This window comes from Kitasatospora sp. NPDC058048 (assembly GCF_042885555.1).
GTDB lineage: Bacteria > Actinomycetota > Actinomycetes > Streptomycetales > Streptomycetaceae > Kitasatospora > Kitasatospora lactacystinica.
In genome coordinates this window covers 113,050-128,030 of sequence record NZ_JBHVRT010000020.1, presented here as the reverse complement: position 1 = coordinate 128,030, position 14,981 = coordinate 113,050, and the positions used below count along the sequence as shown (strand labels likewise).

Annotated in this window: 11 protein-coding genes, 1 tRNA gene and 1 pseudogene; 10 read left to right on the top strand and 3 right to left on the bottom strand. The window is 74.9% G+C overall.

Going from position 1 to position 14,981, the window contains the following annotated elements; all coding sequences use genetic code 11:
• Window positions 1–151: 151 nt before the first annotated feature.
• The 3 genes from ACFVVA_RS22155 (at window position 152) to ACFVVA_RS22145 (ending at window position 4,793) form a co-directional block, all read left to right on the top strand.
• On the top strand, window positions 152–2,431 hold the full coding sequence (locus ACFVVA_RS22155; RefSeq protein ID WP_387691859.1) for a biotin carboxylase N-terminal domain-containing protein: 2,280 nt from the start codon (window positions 152–154) through the stop codon (window positions 2,429–2,431).
• Window positions 2,428–3,426: a hydroxymethylglutaryl-CoA lyase gene (locus tag ACFVVA_RS22150; protein WP_387691857.1), complete on the top strand. Its 999-nt coding sequence runs from the start codon at window positions 2,428–2,430 to the stop codon at window positions 3,424–3,426. Before ACFVVA_RS22155 ends, ACFVVA_RS22150 begins: the two co-directional genes overlap by 4 nt.
• Window positions 3,427–3,602: 176 nt before the next feature.
• On the top strand, window positions 3,603–4,793 hold the full coding sequence (locus ACFVVA_RS22145; RefSeq protein ID WP_387691855.1) for an acyl-CoA dehydrogenase family protein: 1,191 nt from the start codon (window positions 3,603–3,605) through the stop codon (window positions 4,791–4,793).
• A gap of 158 nt (window positions 4,794–4,951) precedes the next feature.
• On the opposite strand, the gene ACFVVA_RS22140 is transcribed toward ACFVVA_RS22145, so the two are convergent.
• Window positions 4,952–5,428, bottom strand: coding sequence for a universal stress protein (locus ACFVVA_RS22140; RefSeq protein ID WP_380351429.1), 477 nt, complete (start codon window positions 5,426–5,428; stop codon window positions 4,952–4,954).
• 357 nt (window positions 5,429–5,785) lie between these two features.
• Between ACFVVA_RS22140 and ACFVVA_RS22135 the strand changes: the two genes are divergently transcribed.
• The gene (locus tag ACFVVA_RS22135) at window positions 5,786–6,202 is read left to right on the top strand and encodes a hypothetical protein (RefSeq protein WP_387691853.1); all 417 of its coding nucleotides are present in this window, start codon (window positions 5,786–5,788) and stop codon (window positions 6,200–6,202) included.
• 434 nt (window positions 6,203–6,636) lie between these two features.
• The gene (locus tag ACFVVA_RS22130) at window positions 6,637–7,794 is read left to right on the top strand and encodes an HAD-IA family hydrolase (protein WP_387691851.1); all 1,158 of its coding nucleotides are present in this window, start codon (window positions 6,637–6,639) and stop codon (window positions 7,792–7,794) included.
• A 176-nt stretch (window positions 7,795–7,970) separates the two neighbouring features.
• Here the strand turns inward: ACFVVA_RS22130 and ACFVVA_RS22125 are convergent, their stop codons facing one another.
• Window positions 7,971–8,777 (bottom strand): GNAT family N-acetyltransferase, encoded by an 807-nt coding sequence (locus ACFVVA_RS22125; protein WP_387691849.1) that lies wholly within the window; start codon window positions 8,775–8,777, stop codon window positions 7,971–7,973.
• A gap of 1,010 nt (window positions 8,778–9,787) precedes the next feature.
• On the opposite strand from ACFVVA_RS22125, the pseudogene ACFVVA_RS22120 reads away from it, so the two are divergent.
• The 5 genes and pseudogenes from ACFVVA_RS22120 to ACFVVA_RS22100 form a co-directional block, all read left to right on the top strand.
• A pseudogene (locus ACFVVA_RS22120) lies at window positions 9,788–11,077 on the top strand (helix-turn-helix domain-containing protein); the annotation flags it as partial.
• Between the two features lie 590 nt (window positions 11,078–11,667).
• Window positions 11,668–12,270 (top strand): oligoribonuclease, encoded by a 603-nt coding sequence (gene orn, locus ACFVVA_RS22115; protein WP_387691847.1) that lies wholly within the window; start codon window positions 11,668–11,670, stop codon window positions 12,268–12,270.
• Window positions 12,271–12,444: 174 nt separating this feature from the next.
• Window positions 12,445–12,520, top strand: a tRNA-His gene (locus ACFVVA_RS22110).
• Between the two features lie 183 nt (window positions 12,521–12,703).
• Window positions 12,704–13,150 (top strand): DUF4442 domain-containing protein, encoded by a 447-nt coding sequence (locus tag ACFVVA_RS22105; protein WP_359908975.1) that lies wholly within the window; start codon window positions 12,704–12,706, stop codon window positions 13,148–13,150.
• A gap of 110 nt (window positions 13,151–13,260) precedes the next feature.
• Window positions 13,261–14,169 (top strand): hypothetical protein, encoded by a 909-nt coding sequence (locus ACFVVA_RS22100; RefSeq protein WP_387691845.1) that lies wholly within the window; start codon window positions 13,261–13,263, stop codon window positions 14,167–14,169.
• Between the two features lie 257 nt (window positions 14,170–14,426).
• Here the strand turns inward: ACFVVA_RS22100 and ACFVVA_RS22095 are convergent, their stop codons facing one another.
• A complete protein-coding gene (locus tag ACFVVA_RS22095) occupies window positions 14,427–14,885 on the bottom strand; it encodes a GNAT family N-acetyltransferase (protein WP_387691843.1) in 459 nt (152 codons plus the stop codon).
• Between the last annotated feature and the right edge of the window lie 96 nt (window positions 14,886–14,981).

Genomic DNA, 14,981 nt, shown 5'->3' with positions numbered 1-14,981 from the left:
TCGCCCCCCCCCCAGTCCCCCCCCGCGCGGCCCCCCCCCCCCCGCCCGGGTGGTCCCACCCCCGGCGGCGCCCCCCCCCCCCCGGGGGCGCCCCGACCGCCCACCGCCACCTCCTTCGTACGGCTCCCCTCGACCCGGAGGAACGCCTCCCATGTTCGACACAGTTCTGGTCGCCAACCGCGGCGAGATCGCCCTCCGGGTGATCCGCACCCTGCGGCGGCTCGGCATCCGCTCGGTCGCCGTGTTCAGCGACGCGGACGCCGACGCGCCGCACGTCCGCGAGGCCGATGTCGCGGTCCGGCTCGGCCCGGCCGACCGCAGCGACAGCTCGGCGGCCGAGACCTACCTGCGGACCGACCGGATCCTCGACGCCGCCCGCCGCACCGGCGCCCAGGCCGTCCACCCCGGCTACGGCTTCCTCGCCGAGAACCCCGGCTTCGCCCGCGCCTGCGCCGACGCGGGCCTCGCCTTCATCGGACCTCCTCCCGGTGCGGTCGAGCTGATGGGCGACAAGATCAATGCCAAGGAGGCCGTCCGGGCCGCAGGTGTCCCGGTGGTCCCCGGCAGCCAGGCCACCGCGCCCACCGACGATCAACTCGTCGCCGCCGCCGACGAGATCGGCTACCCGGTGCTGCTCAAGCCGTCCGCCGGCGGCGGCGGCAAGGGCATGCGGCTCGTGCGGGACCGCGCCGACCTGCCCACCGAGATCGCTGCCGCCCGCCGCGTCGCCCGCACCGCCTTCGGCGACGACACCCTGCTGCTGGAGCGCTGGGTCGACCGGCCGCGCCACATCGAGGTGCAGGTGCTGGCCGACGCCCACGGCACCACCGTCCACCTCGGCGAGCGCGAGTGCAGCCTGCAGCGCCGCCACCAGAAAGTGATCGAAGAGGCTCCCTCCGTTCTCCTCAATGCCGAGACCCGCGCCGCGATGGGCGCCGCGGCCGTCCGCGCCGCGGAGTCCTGCGGCTACACCGGTGCCGGCACCGTGGAGTTCATCGTCCCCGGCATTGACCCGGACGCCCCTGACGCCGCCTCCGACACCGACGGGGTGCGGGACTTCTTCTTCATGGAGATGAACACCCGTCTCCAGGTGGAACACCCCGTCACCGAGCTCGCCGTCGCGGTCGGCGCGGACTCGGCCCGGCTCGACCTGGTCGAGTGGCAGGTGCGCGTCGCCGCCGGCGAACCGCTCTCCTTCACCCAGTCCGACGTCTCCTTCCTGGGCCACGCCATCGAGGCCCGCATCTGTGCCGAGGACCCGGAACGGGACTTCCTGCCCACCGGCGGCCGCATCCTCACCCTGGACGAGCCCCGGGGCGAGGGCATCCGCGTCGACTCCGGAGTGGCCGCCGGAACCGTCGTCACCAGCGCCTACGACCCCATGCTCGCCAAGGTCATCGCGTACGGGCCCGACCGCCCGACCGCGCTGCGCCGGCTCCGCGCGGCGCTGGCCGACACCCGCATCCTGGGCATCACCACCAACACCGGCTTCCTGCGCCGACTGCTCGCACACCCCGAGGTCGCCGCCGGCCGATTGGACACCGGCCTGGTGGAGCGGACGGCCCAGGAGCAGCCGGCCCTGCTCACCTCGCCGCACTCCCCCGTGAACGCGATCACCCCGGACGCGGCTGCGGCGGACCCGACCGCGGCGCTCGAAGCACCGTCACCCGCTCACCTCCTCTACTACGCGGCCGCACTGGCACGACACCTGGAACTCACCCCGGCCGCCGACCCCGACGGCTGGACCGACCCGTTCTCCCTTCCCTCCGGCTGGCGCCTGGGCGGCACCCCCGCCTGGACCACTCACCGACTCCGTACCCCCGGCCAGGACCCGGTGGCGGTGCGCATCCGTTCGATCACTGCGGGCAACGTAGCCGATGCCACTGACAATTCCGCCGGGACCACCCGCGAGGTGGAGCTCCGGCTCGACGAGGGCCCCGCGCACCGCGCCCGCGCGACCCTGGCCGGCGACCGGCTGCACCTGACCGTCGACGGCCTCCGCACCACGTTCTCACTGGCCACCGATGCCACCCCCGGCCTCGCCGCCGGACCGGTGACCTGGCTCGGCATCGAGGGCGACGCCTGGCCGCTGCACGCCTACGACCCGGTCGTCGAGAGCGCCGCCGGGGCCGGGGCGCACCACGGCGCCCTCACCGCCCCGATGCCCGGCACCGTGACCGTCGTCAAGACCACGGCGGGCGAGACGGTCCGCAAGGGGCAGCCCCTGCTCGTGCTGGAGGCCATGAAGATGGAGCACGTGATCGCCGCACCGCACGACGGCGTGGTGAGCGAACTGCGGGCCGCCGCCGGCGCCACCGTCGCGATGGAGGACCTGCTGGTCGTGGTCACCCCGGTCGAGGACGCGGCGGCCGGGGACGCGGCGGCCGATCCGGTCGCCGCCCCCGCCGAGCCCGCGGAGGTCCGGTCGTGACCACCCCCGCCACCGCCCCCGCCCGCGAGCCCGACGCCCTCGACCTGGGCCTGCCCGACCCGGTCCGCGCCCCCGGCCTGCCCGAGGAGGTCCGGATCCACGAGGTCGGACCGCGCGACGGCCTGCAGAACGAGAAGTCCTCGGTGCCGGTCGAGGTGAAGGCCGAGTTCATCGCCCGGCTCGCGGCCGCCGGGCTGCGCACCGTCGAGGCCACCAGCTTCGTTCACCCGAAATGGGTACCGCAGCTGGCCGACGCGGAGGAGCTGTTCCCCCGGCTCGCCGGCCTGCCGGAGCGCCACCCCGGCCTGCGGCTGCCGGTGCTGGTGCCCAACGAGCGCGGCCTGGACCGCGCGCTCGCCCACCACGCGTCCGACATCGCGGTGTTCGCCAGCGCCACCGAGACCTTCGCCCGCCGCAACCTCAACCGCTCGGCGGACGAGGCCATGGCGATGTTCCGCCCGGTCGTGGCCCGGGCCACCGAGGCCGGGGTCGCGGTCCGCGGCTACCTCTCGATGTGCTTCGGCGACCCGTGGGAGGGCCCCGTCCCGGTCGACCAGGTGGTCCGGTACGGCGTGCAGCTGCTGGAGCAGGGCTGCGCGGAGCTGAGCCTCGGCGACACCATCGGGGTGGCCACTCCGGGCCAGGTCACTGCCCTGCTGGCGGGTTTCGCGCGGGCCGGCGTCCCGGTCGACCGGCTCGCCGTGCACTTCCACGACACCTACGGCCAGGCGCTCAGCAACACCCTGGCGGCACTGCGCGAGGGCGTCACCACGGTGGACGCCTCGGCGGGCGGCCTGGGCGGCTGCCCGTACGCGAAGAGCGCCACCGGCAACCTGGCCACCGAGGACCTGGTCTGGATGCTGCACGGGCTCGGCGTCCGAACCGGCGTCGACCTGCGCGCGCTCGTCGCGACCAGCGGCTGGATGGCCGAGCGCCTCGGCCGCCCGAGTCCCTCCCGTGCCGTCCAGGCGCTGCTCGGCTCCACCGGGAGCTGACCCGCCCGCACCCGTCCCGGCGCCGACCGCCCGCAACCCGGCCGGCGCCGCGCACCACCCGCACCGCCCGACACCCGTCCCTCACATCACACCGCGCGTCCGTCACACCGTCCGACGGACGCCGGTCACCCCGCTCACGTCCGCGGCCGACCCGGCCGGGCGCCAGGAGGATCACCATGCTCGACCACAGGCTCAGCAGCGAGTACGAGGAACTGCGGCGCACCGTCGCCGAGTTCGCCCAGGACGTGGTGGCGCCGAAGATCGGCGGGTTCTACGAGCGGGAGGAGTTCCCCTACGAGATCGTCCGGGAGATGGGGCGGATGGGGCTCTTCGGCCTGCCCTTCCCGGAGGAGTACGGCGGCATGGGCGGGGACTACTTCGCCCTCGGCCTCGCCCTGGAGGAACTCGCCCGCGTCGACTCCTCGGTGGCGATCACCCTGGAGGCCGCCGTCTCGCTCGGCGCGATGCCGATCTACCGGTTCGGCACCGAGGAGCAGAAGCGCACGTGGCTGCCCCGGCTGACCTCGGGCGAACTCCTCGGCGCCTTCGGCCTCACCGAGCCGGAGGGCGGGTCGGACGCGGGGGCCACCCGCACCACGGCGCGCTACGACGAGGCCACCGACGAGTGGGTCATCAACGGGACCAAGTGCTTCATCACCAACTCCGGTACCGACATCACCGGTCTGGTCACCGTCACCGCACTCACCGAACCGATCGCTCGTTCGAGTGAAGAGGGCGAATTCCGCTCGCCTGCACGGGAGATCTCCTCCATCATCGTGCCCACCGGGACCCCCGGATTCCAGGTCTCGAAGAAGTACTCGAAGGTCGGGTGGAACGCATCCGACACCCGCGAACTGTCCTTTACCGACTGCCGCGTTCCCGCGGCCAACCTGCTGGGCGAGCGTGGCCGAGGCTACGCCCAGTTCCTGCGGATCCTCGACGAGGGCCGCATCGCGATCGCGGCCCTGGCCACCGGCCTGGCCCAGGGCTGCGTCGACGAGTCCGTGAAGTACGCCGGCGAGCGCCGGGCCTTCGGCCGGCCGATCGGCGCCAACCAGGCCATCCAGTTCAAGCTTGCCGACATGGAGCTGCGCGCCCACACCTCCCGCCTGGCCTGGCGGGACGCCGCTTCCCGGCTGCTGCACGGTGAACCGTTCAAGAAGGAGGCCGCGATCGCGAAGCTGTACTCGTCCGAGGCCGCCGTCGACAACGCCCGCGAGGCGACCCAGATCCACGGCGGGTACGGCTTCATGAACGAATTCCCGGTCGCCCGCTTCTGGCGCGACTGCAAGATCCTGGAAATCGGGGAGGGCACGTCCGAGGTCCAGCGCATGCTCATCGCCCGGGAACTCGGCGTCGGTTCGTGACGACCACACCCTGATGGTCACCTCCTGAGCTGCGCCCACCTGGTCGCGCACCACTCAACGCGCTTCCCCGCGAACAGAGTTGGGGAGCCCGACGATGGAGGAGGCAGCAGGAGGAGACCTCGGGGAGGCTTCGTGAGAAGCCTCAGGAACGAGAGACCTCAGGGGATCACGATCACCGGACGGTTGGCCCGCCGCGCCAGCCGTCCGGAGACCGAGCCGAAGATCTTGCCGAGCAGGCCGTGCGTCGTGCCGACGACGATCGCGTCGGCGGCGTACTCACGACCGACCTCCTCGATCTCGTGGCAGATGTCCCCGCCGCGCTCGACCAGGATCCACGGCACCCCGGTGAGGAAATCCGCGCAGGCGAGCTCCAGGCCGAGGACCTCGGTCCGGTGGTCGGGGAGGTCGACGAAGACGGGTGGCTCGCAGCCTGCCCAGACGGTGGCGGGCAGACGGTTGGCGACGTGCACGATCACCAGACCGCACTGCGAACGGCGCGCCATGCCGACGGCGTAGGCGAGAGCGCGCTCGCTCGACAGCGAGCCGTCGAAGCCGACCACCACACCGTGCTGGAACACCGGGTCGAGGGACGGCGCCGGGGCTTCCTGCCCGGACGGCTCGGCGTGGCCACCCAGCGGGCCGGCCGCGCCGGCAGCCGCCTCCGGACGCTCGGCGCCCGGGCCCAGGCGGCCCGTCACCGGAGACCCGGCAGGGTCGGCCGGGGGCTCGCCACGCCGCTGGCGGGGCCCCTGGCGCTCACGGCGGGCGAGGCTGCCCCGACGGGCGAGGCCGCGCAGAGCGCGCGCGAAGCCCGGCGGGCCGTCACGCCCCGGGCCGGACTCCCCTGGCTCTGCCGGCCGGGCCACGCCGGTCGGCCGGGCCACGTCGGTCGGCCGGGCCGCACGGGCCGCTCCGGCCGCCTCGGGTTCCTCGGCGGCGTCGGCTCGCTCGCGTCCCGTCCGTACGCCCGGGACGCGGCCCGGGGCCTCGGCGTGCGCGTCGGCTCGTCCATCGACCCGTTCGTCGACTCGTTCATCGACTCGTCCATCGGCTCGCGGGCCGGCAGACCCGCCCGCGCCGCTGTCCCCGCGGCCGTCCCGGCGACCGTCGCCGTGGCCACCCTCGCGGTCGTCGTCACGGGCGTCGTCGAGACCGCCTTCGCGGCCCTCACCGAGGTGGCCGCTGCGGCGATCACGGTCGTCGTCGCCCTGCCGGTCGGCACGGACTTCGGCCGGTTCGTCGGGACGGTCGCAGGCAGACCCGCCCGCCGGGCCCACGCTGCGGAGGGTGTCCGGTTCGACCGGTCGGGGAGGCTCAAAACCAGCCATGGCTCACGGCTCTTCGATGGAGAGGGGCCGACAGGAGAGGAGAACAACGCTGCCCGGGCAGCAGGCCCGCCCACGGGATGACGTCGGTCTGCGCCGCGCAGCACCGTATGTGACCTGTTCCTTTCAGAGTACGACGGGCCTGGGGCCCCGCCCAGCGAGGAAGCCCCTGAGCGACGTTGTTCCCGCGAAAGGGGGATGCGCCCGCTGAGGCAGTGCGCCCCGCCCACAGGCGATCGCGCCCCCTCCGGAAAGGAGGTTCCCTGGAGCTTGACTGAGCGGACCGGGCGGCGCAACAGCCCCACGGGACACCGTGACCGGACTGTCATGGATCGGCGACGATCCGTTGCGGTGCGTCGCGAACCGTGACGTCCGACCTGCCCCAACAGCCCCGGACGGCCCGCGCGTCACCGCCCGCCGCAGGCGCACGGAGGCCGTTTCGGCCACTCCGTACGGCTTCGCGACGCCGTCTGGCATTTGCCAGGTGCATAGGCTCGGCCGCTGGCACCATGCTTGGCATGCCCCTGCTCCTGTTCGACCTCGACAACACCCTGTTGCCCCGGGACGCCGCCTACCGGGCCTGGGCGCAGGACTTCCTGTCCGAACACGATCTCCCGCCGGGCGACCTCGAGTGGTTCGTCACCCTCGACGGCGGCGGATACGTTCCGCGCAGCACCGTACTGTCGGCGGTCCGGCGCCGCTACGGGCTGGACGTCTCTGCCGACTTCCTGATTGCCCACTACCGACGCGGCATCAACTCCCATATCCACTGCCCGCCCCGGCACATCGAGGCGCTGCGAGCCGCCCGGACGGCCGGGTGGACGCTCGGGATCGTCAGCAACGGCGGCACCCGGCCGCAGTTGGAGAAGATCCGGCGGACCGGACTGGGCCCGCTGGTCGACGGCTGGGTCATCTCCGAGGAGGCCGACTGCGTCAAACCGGACCCGCTGATCTTCGAGATGGCCGCCCAACGGTGCGGCGTCGCACCCACGGGGGACTGGGCCAACCACACCTGGATGATCGGGGACCACGCACCCGCCGACATCGCCGGTGCCGAACTGACCGGGCTGCGCAGCGTCTGGCTGCACCATGGGCGGCCGTGGGCGGAGAGCGGCTACCGGCCGACGCTGAAGGCGGCCGGTCTGCCGGAGGCGGTCGGCCAGGTCCTCGCCGCACGGAACGCGCCCTCGCCCCGACCGGGCGTCCGCTCCGACGGGCCGCTCCGGAAGACGGCAGCGGGGATGCCGGGCTACGCGACGGCGCTGGTCGGCGCACGGTCCGGCGCACATCCCGCGATGGCCGCCCTGGACGGCCCGAGCGCATCCGTTTCCGCAACGACCGGGCCGGCCGGCGAGCCCGCCCCCGCGGGCGGGCCCGGTGTCCGAAACCGATCAGGCGGGTTTGCCGTGATCGCCGAGGCCCGCACGGACACCGGAGCGGACTCCGGGACCCGGGCGGCCGGCAGACCGGGCCCGGCCCCGGACGGCCTCCGCCCCGCACCGATCACAGCGACGGCCAAAGCCACGACCGCAGCCACGACCGTCCGCCCGAGGCCCGACGGCGCCGCACCCGCCCCGGTCGCCCTCACCGTTGCGCCCGGCACGGCATCGTCCGCATCTTCCGCATCGCGCTCGGCCACCACCGCGTCCACAGCCGCCGTGGCGGCCGCCCAGTAGCGCCCGGCCGCCCCCTTCACATCCCGCCGTCCCCACCGTCCCCGCCGCATCCCAGCACCGCCGCGCGCCGGCGTCACCGCGCCCCTGCCCGCCACCCACCGCCCGGCACCCGCCCCCCCTGCCCGCCGCCCGGCACCCGCACCCGGCAGCCACCGCCCCGCCCCGCCCCGCCCCGGCTACCCCACCGGCGCCGCCGACGTGCGGGTCCACCAGCAGGTGCGGGCCTGCTCGACGAAGCCGAGCTTGCGGTAGAGAGGTTCGCCGAGCGAGGTGGCGACCAGGGTGGCCGGGCGGTCCGGGTGTGCGTGGGCCAGCGCGGTCCGGAGGACGGCGCCGGCCACGCCCCGGCCGCGCCGGTCGGGCAGGGTGGCGACCCAGTACACGCCGGTGGCCCGGCCGTCGTCATAGGTGAGGCAGGTGCCCGCCACCGCGCCGTCGACGCGGCCGAGCCAGCCCCGCCAGCCGGGTACGTCCAGCAGTTGCTCTGGGAGGGCTCCGCCCCGGACCCAGGGCTGTCGGGCGGGCAGCGGGAAGCCTTCCACGATGGCCCGCTCGACCATGGCGAAGCTGTCGCCGTCCCGCGCCTCATCCACCGTCAGGACTCCGCCTCCGCGCGCCTCCGAGACCGCGGGCAGGACGGCGGTCGTACCTTCTACCGGTCCCGGGTCCCGGACCATCACCGGCATGATCGGCATCCGGGTGGCCCCGAGGCCCGTGAGGTCGAGCCCGTCGTACGGGTCCTCCACGGTGCAGCGTATGGTCGACCACTCGGCCATCAGGTCCGCCAACTCCTGCGCCAAGGGCGCTGGTTCGTCGTAGGGGCGGGTCACCACGACGCGGTGCGCGTCGTCCGGGGTCCGGGCGCACCGGACCGCGGTCAGCCCCGGGCGGGTGCGGGACTGCCAGCCGTGGACCCGGGCTTGGGCGAGCCAGAAGGCGGCGGCATTGTCGTTGGCCCGTTCGAGCCGGCTGCTGGTGTTCACGGCAGGACCGTAACCCGGCGGTCCGGTTCCCGGTTCCCCCGTTCTGGGCTTGGCCGGATGAAGCCTGGGAGGCGCACGACTTCTCCCCGTGCGCCCCCTCGTGCACCGCCGATTTTCGGTCAATTTCGCGCCGATCCCTCCCGCTTGGGCAAATCCGCAGCCCAGACCAGCCGGCCGGGCGCACCGGAGCCGGACGCCCCAGGAACCGTCCCGCGACAACCAGCCACCGTTGCCCCGGCCCTCTTCCCAGAAAGGTCGACGGGTGCCACGCTTCGTGATCGAATGCATCACGCCAAATTGCCATGTCGACATAGCGTCGGATGGTGAACTTGTCACAACGGCAATGGTCCACCCGATAGATTTCGATCTTGGCCAGCAGTGCCGCACCACCCACACCACACCACCGAGGGGGCTTGAGCGCCTTGAGCAGGGTGAGCAGGAGCGACGCGGGTCCTGACAGCGGCCAGGCGGCGGCCGGCGGCGCGGGTCGGTCCGCGAGAGGCACTGGCACCACCGCGATCGCCACCACCCGAACCTCCGGCCCCCAGGGCGCCGCTTCGCACTCCTCGTACTCCACGGTGCCCTCCCCCGGGGCGGGCGCCGGCGGCGGTCCCGGTGCGACGCCGACCGCCGCGGACCACGGCGTGGCGACGCCCTACGGGAGCCAGTCCCCCTACGGCGGCCAGCCCGCCTTCGGCGGACAGTCGTCGTTCGGCGGACAGCCCGTCAGCCGAGGACCCGTCAGTCCCGGCCAGTCCTACGGCGGCGAACACCCGGGCTATTCCGGCCACCCCGGACACCTCGCCCATCCCGGCCACTACGGAGGCCATCCCGGCCACGCCGGCCACGCCGGTCATTCCGGCCACCCCGGCTACGGCGGCGGCACCCCGGGCCTGAACGGCGCCCCCGCCGCCGGCCCGGGCGGCGGTCCGCTCGGCGGCCTCGCCCTCGGCTCCGGCCACGGCCCGCTGGGCCACGGCGGGCCCGGCGCGAACGGCTCCCCGACCCCGATGGCGTCCTCCGCCCCGCGCAAGCTGTCCGGCCGGCGCCGCCGGGAGACCGTCGCCGTGCTGATCTTCGGCGGCGCCCCGATCTTCGAGAGCTCCATCCCGCTCTCCGTCTTCGGCGTGGACCGTCAGGACGCCGGGGTGCCCCGCTACCGCCTGCTGGTCTGCGCCGGCGAGGAGGGTCCGCTCGCCACCACCGGCGGCCTGACCCTCTCCGCCCCGTACGGCCTGGAGGCGCTCGCCCGGGCCGGCACGATCGTCGTTCCGGCCTGGCGCTCGATCTCCCAGCCGCCGCCGGTCGAGGCGATCACCGCCCTGCGCAAGGCCCACCACGAGGGCGCCCGGATCATCGGGCTCTGCACCGGCGCCTTCGTGCTGGCCGCCGCCGGTCTGCTCGACGGCCGCCCGGCGACCACCCACTGGATGTACGCGCCGACGCTGGCCAAGCGCTACCCGCGGGTCCACGTCGACCCGCGCGAGCTGTTCGTCGACGACGGCGACGTGCTGACCTCCGCCGGCACCGCCGCCGGAATCGACCTGTGCCTGCACGTGGTGCGCAGCGACCACGGCGCCGAGGCGGCCAACGCGCTGGCCCGCCGCCTGGTGGTGCCGAGCCGCCGCGGCGGCGGAGGACAGGCCCAGTACATCGATCAGTCTTTACCGGAAGAGATCGGCAACGACCCGCTGGCCGAGGTGGTCACGTGGGCGCTGGAGAACCTCAACCAGCAGTTCGACGTCGAGGTGCTGGCGGCTCGCGCGTACATGAGCCGGCGCACCTTCGACCGGCGGTTCCGCACGCTCACCGGCAGCGCGCCGTTGCAGTGGCTGATCACCCAGCGGGTGCTCCAGGCACAGCGGCTGCTGGAGACCTCGGAGCTGTCGGTGGACGACGTCGCGCGCCGGTGCGGGTTCCGTTCGCCGGTGGCGCTGCGCGGGCACTTCCGGCGCCAGCTCGGGGTCTCCCCGGCCGCGTACCGGACCAGCTACCGGGCCCGCCGTCCCGGTCAGCAGCCGAGCGCGCCGGCCGGTGCGCTCGGCGACCTGCGGCTGCCGGGAGCGCTGCCGCACCCGGCGGGCGCGGTCGCGCCGGCGGGCGGGCCGCTGTTCGGCGGGGCGCACGGTGTGCCGTCGGCGCAGCCGTTCCCGGCCGGTCCGGGGGCGCCGCTCGCGGTCGGGCAGCACGGGCAACCGGTGCCGCACGGCCAGCAGGGGCAGCAGGTCGGTCACGGGCAGCCGGGTGCGCACGGCCAGCCCGGCGGGTTCGGTCCGGGCCAGGTCGGGACGCCGACCGGCCAGCCCTTCCACGTCCGGGCCGGTCAGCCGTACCCGCACCAGCAGGCCGCCCAGCAGTCGCACCCCGGGCAGCAGGGTGCGGCGGGGCGCGGTCCGCTGCGGCCGCCGGTGGTTCCGCCGCAGGCCGGACCGGGGGCGGGGACCGGACGTCCGCCGCGCACCGCGGAGCACGCGGCGGCGGAGGACGGTCTCCCGCAGCCGGGGGTCCGCGGTCAGGGCCAGGGGCACCGGAGCGCGGCCGAGCGGCCCGCGGACGAGCCGGGTGCGGCCGGGCGCGGTCACGGCTCGTCCGCGGGACGGATGCCGGCCCCGGCCGGGCAGCCGGGCTCCGGGCCGGGTGAGCTCCGCGGTCGCCAGGCCCGGGCTCCGCAGGTCCGCGGCCAGGCGCCCGGCCGGCCCTCGACCGAGGGCGCCCGGGCGGCGCGCGAGGTCCGGGCCGGACGGGACGGCCATGCGGTCCGGGCCGGCCGGGAGGGCGAGCACCCGGACGGCCCCGGCACGCACGACGGGCCGGAGGAGCACCAGGCCGAGGCACCCCGCTCGGCTCCACCGGTCCCCGCGGCGCGTGATCGCGCCGTAGGGTGAGTTGTGTGAATGACCGTTTGGTATGGATCGACTGTGAAATGACCGGCCTCGACCTCGACCGGGACGCCCTGGTCGAGGTCGCGGTGCTGGTGACGGACTCCGAGCTGAACATCCTCGGCGAGGGCGTGGACGTCATCATCCGGCCGCCGGCGGAGGCGCTGGCGAACATGCCCGAGGTGGTGCGCGAGATGCACACCGCCTCCGGGCTGCTGGAGGAGCTGGAGGAGGGCGTGACCCTGGCCGAGGCCGAGGAGCGGGTGCTCGCCTACGTGCGCGAGCACGTGCCGGAGGCGGGGAAGACCCCGCTCTGCGGCAACTCGGTGGCCACCGACCGCGGCTTCCTGGCCCGGGACATGCCGGCCCTGGAGAAGCACCTGCACTACCGGATCGTGGACGTCTCCTCGATCAAGGAGCTGGCCCGCCGCTGGTACCCGAAGGCGTACTACAACAGCCCGCAGAAGGGCGGCAACCACCGGGCGCTCGCCGACATCCGGGAGAGCATCGACGAACTGCGGTACTACCGCGAGGCGGTGTTCGTCCCGCAGCCCGGCCCGGACGCCGACACGGCGCGGGCGATCGCCGGGAAGTACCGGTCCCCGGCGAGCTGAACCCGGGGCCGCCGGCCGGTCCACTTCCTGGAACGGCCCGGCGGAACCCCGCCGGAGGGTCGGAGAAGGTGCCTGTCAGCCGGGTCGAAACCCTGGCGCGAGCACCCTCTCGGATCCTGTAGAGTTCTTCCTGTCGGAACGGGAACGCGAGAGCGGGAACGGACCGGACAGATGGTGGGTGTAGCTCAGTTGGTAGAGCACCTGGTTGTGGTCCAGGTGGCCGCGGGTTCGAGTCCCGTCACTCACCCCAGAGCCCGAGGGGCCGATCTCTTCAAGAGATCGGCCCCTCGGGCGTTTTCGCGCTCCCTCAGCTGTGCACGGCCTCAGTTGCACGCCCCCCGCCCGGATGTGCGCTCCCTCACACGTACCCGCCGGGTCGACTTTCCGGCCGACCCCCTGCCACCGGAAGCTACCGGCTAGTAACATCGTCGCCATGACCACACCCACGATCGGCAAGCTGCTCGACGACACCGTGCCGATGGCGCACACCCTCAACCTGGACTACCTGGAGACCACCCCGGAGCGGGCCGTGCTCCGACTGCCGGACCAGCCCGCCTACCACAACCACGTCGGCGGCCCGCACGCCGGCGCGATGTTCACGCTGGCCGAGTCCGCCAGTGGCTGCATCGTGCTCGCCGCCTTCGGCGACCAGCTGTCCCGGGCCGTGCCGCTCGCCGTGAACGCCGAGATCGCGTACAAGAAGCTCGCCATGGGCGACGTCACCGCCACCGCCGTGCTCGGCCGCCCGGCCGCCGAGATCGTCGCCGAGCTGGACGCCGGCGGCCGCCCCGAGTTCCCGGTCACCGTCGAGATCACCCGCGCCGACGGCGCCGTCACCGGCGTGATGACGGTCACCTGGACCCTGCGCCCCAACTCCTGACCACCACGCGGTCGTTGGCCCCGGGAGCGCCGGCCCCGGGGCCACCCGCGCGATGACCGTCCGTGACGGCGGGCGTGACCTCACCACCCGGCCGCTCGTTCTCGATTCACGTGCGAGCCAATCACGCGACCAAGCCCCAGGAACCCGCCCCTCGCGGCGGCGCCGGTGCCCGCCGCGGGATCGCCCGGTGGCTGCCCCGCCCCCGGGTCGTCGCCGCCGCGGGAGCCCTGCTCACGCAGCTCTGGGGGGTCGGCGCCCCCGGGGCGTACGCGGCCGCCGCCGACCCACCGCCGGACCCGGCCCGGCCCGCCGTCCGGCGCGCGCTGGCCGGCGCACCGGCGCTCGACCGGCCGGTGCTCGACGGACCCGCCCTCGACGGGCAGTCAGCCGAACGTCCTGTCGGGTCCGGGCCCCCGACGGGCAGACCCTCGGCGGGCGGCCCGCCGGACCGCTCCCCCGGGGCCGCCGGGGAACCGGCCGGCAACGGCCCGGCCGACGGGACCACCAGCGCGGTCGGCGGCACCCTCCAGGAACGCATCCGGGCCGGCGGCCTTCCCCTGCCCGGCCAACGGGCGGCCGTCCCCGACGCCTTCGCGCTCGCCTCCGGCCTCCTCGACACCCTCCCCGCCCAGGCCCGGCCCGACGGTCCCCGCGCCTCCCGCGAGGGCGGACCCGCCGGCCTGTCCTCCGCCGCCCGCCGCCGACCCGACGGCACCCTTCCCGCCGTTCCCCGGCAGCGCCAGGCCGCGGAGGGAGCGCTGGTCCAGGAGGCGACGGCCACGACCGTCGACCAGGCAGGACCCGCCGCCGAGCCCAACCGGCCGGCGGACTCCACGGCCCCCGCCGGAGCCGGCCCCGGCCGGACGCCCGCGACGGTGGCCATCGCCGACACCGCCACGGCGACCACCTCCCATGACGGCTCCGCCACCGCGACCGCCGTCCTCGCCCCCATCGCCGCAGGGCTGCTGCTCACCGGGGCGGCCATGTGGAAGCACCGCGGGCTGCCACGCGGGCACTGAACTCGCTCCCCCGCCGTCCACCCGGAGAACGAGCGGGCCGACGCCGGGGTACGCGCATCGCGAGGCACGGGCGGGGCATCGCCCGGCCGAGGACCGAAGGCCCGGAACTCGGTGCCTCTCCGGCAGCGAACGGTCCCGGGTCGGTCGAGCCGCGGCGTCGGGCCGCGCGCGTCCCGGGGCCGCCGAGGCGTCTCCCGCCGCCGGGCGCGGGCCGGGACAGGCAGGCGGCAGCGGCAGTGGCGGCAGCGGCAGCCCGCCTATCGCGCGGCCAGGTCCAGGACCAGCAGAGGAAGTTCGCGCCCCGGGATCGAGCCCGACGGGACGCTGCCGATCCGGGTGGCCCCCATCGCGAGGTAGAACGGCTCGGCGTTCGGGTCGGAGTCGATGGTGAGCCGGCGCAGGCCGAGCTCCACGGCCAGGCCCCGGGCCTGCTCGAACAGCGCGCGGCCGACGCCTCGGCCGATCGACTCCGGCTCGACGAACAGCTGGTCCAGCGACCCGGTCGGCGGGGCGCCGGAGAACGAGACGAACCCCAGCACCCGCCCGCCGTGCTCGGCCACCACCGTGGCCGACCGCTCGATCACGCCGGCGTCCACGGTCAGCTCCGCCCGGCAGGCGGCCATGAACGCCTCGTCGTAGCCCCAGTACGCCTTGGACCGCAGGGCGATGCCGGTGAGCAGCGTGGCCTCGTCCGGCCGGGCCGGTCTGATCTCCATGGCTCCCCCTCGGGTCGGTGGCCGGACGGCAGCGCCATTGTCGGCCGCGATCCGGTCGTCCGCCAACGGATTTGCGGCGGGCGGCACGGCGCTGCC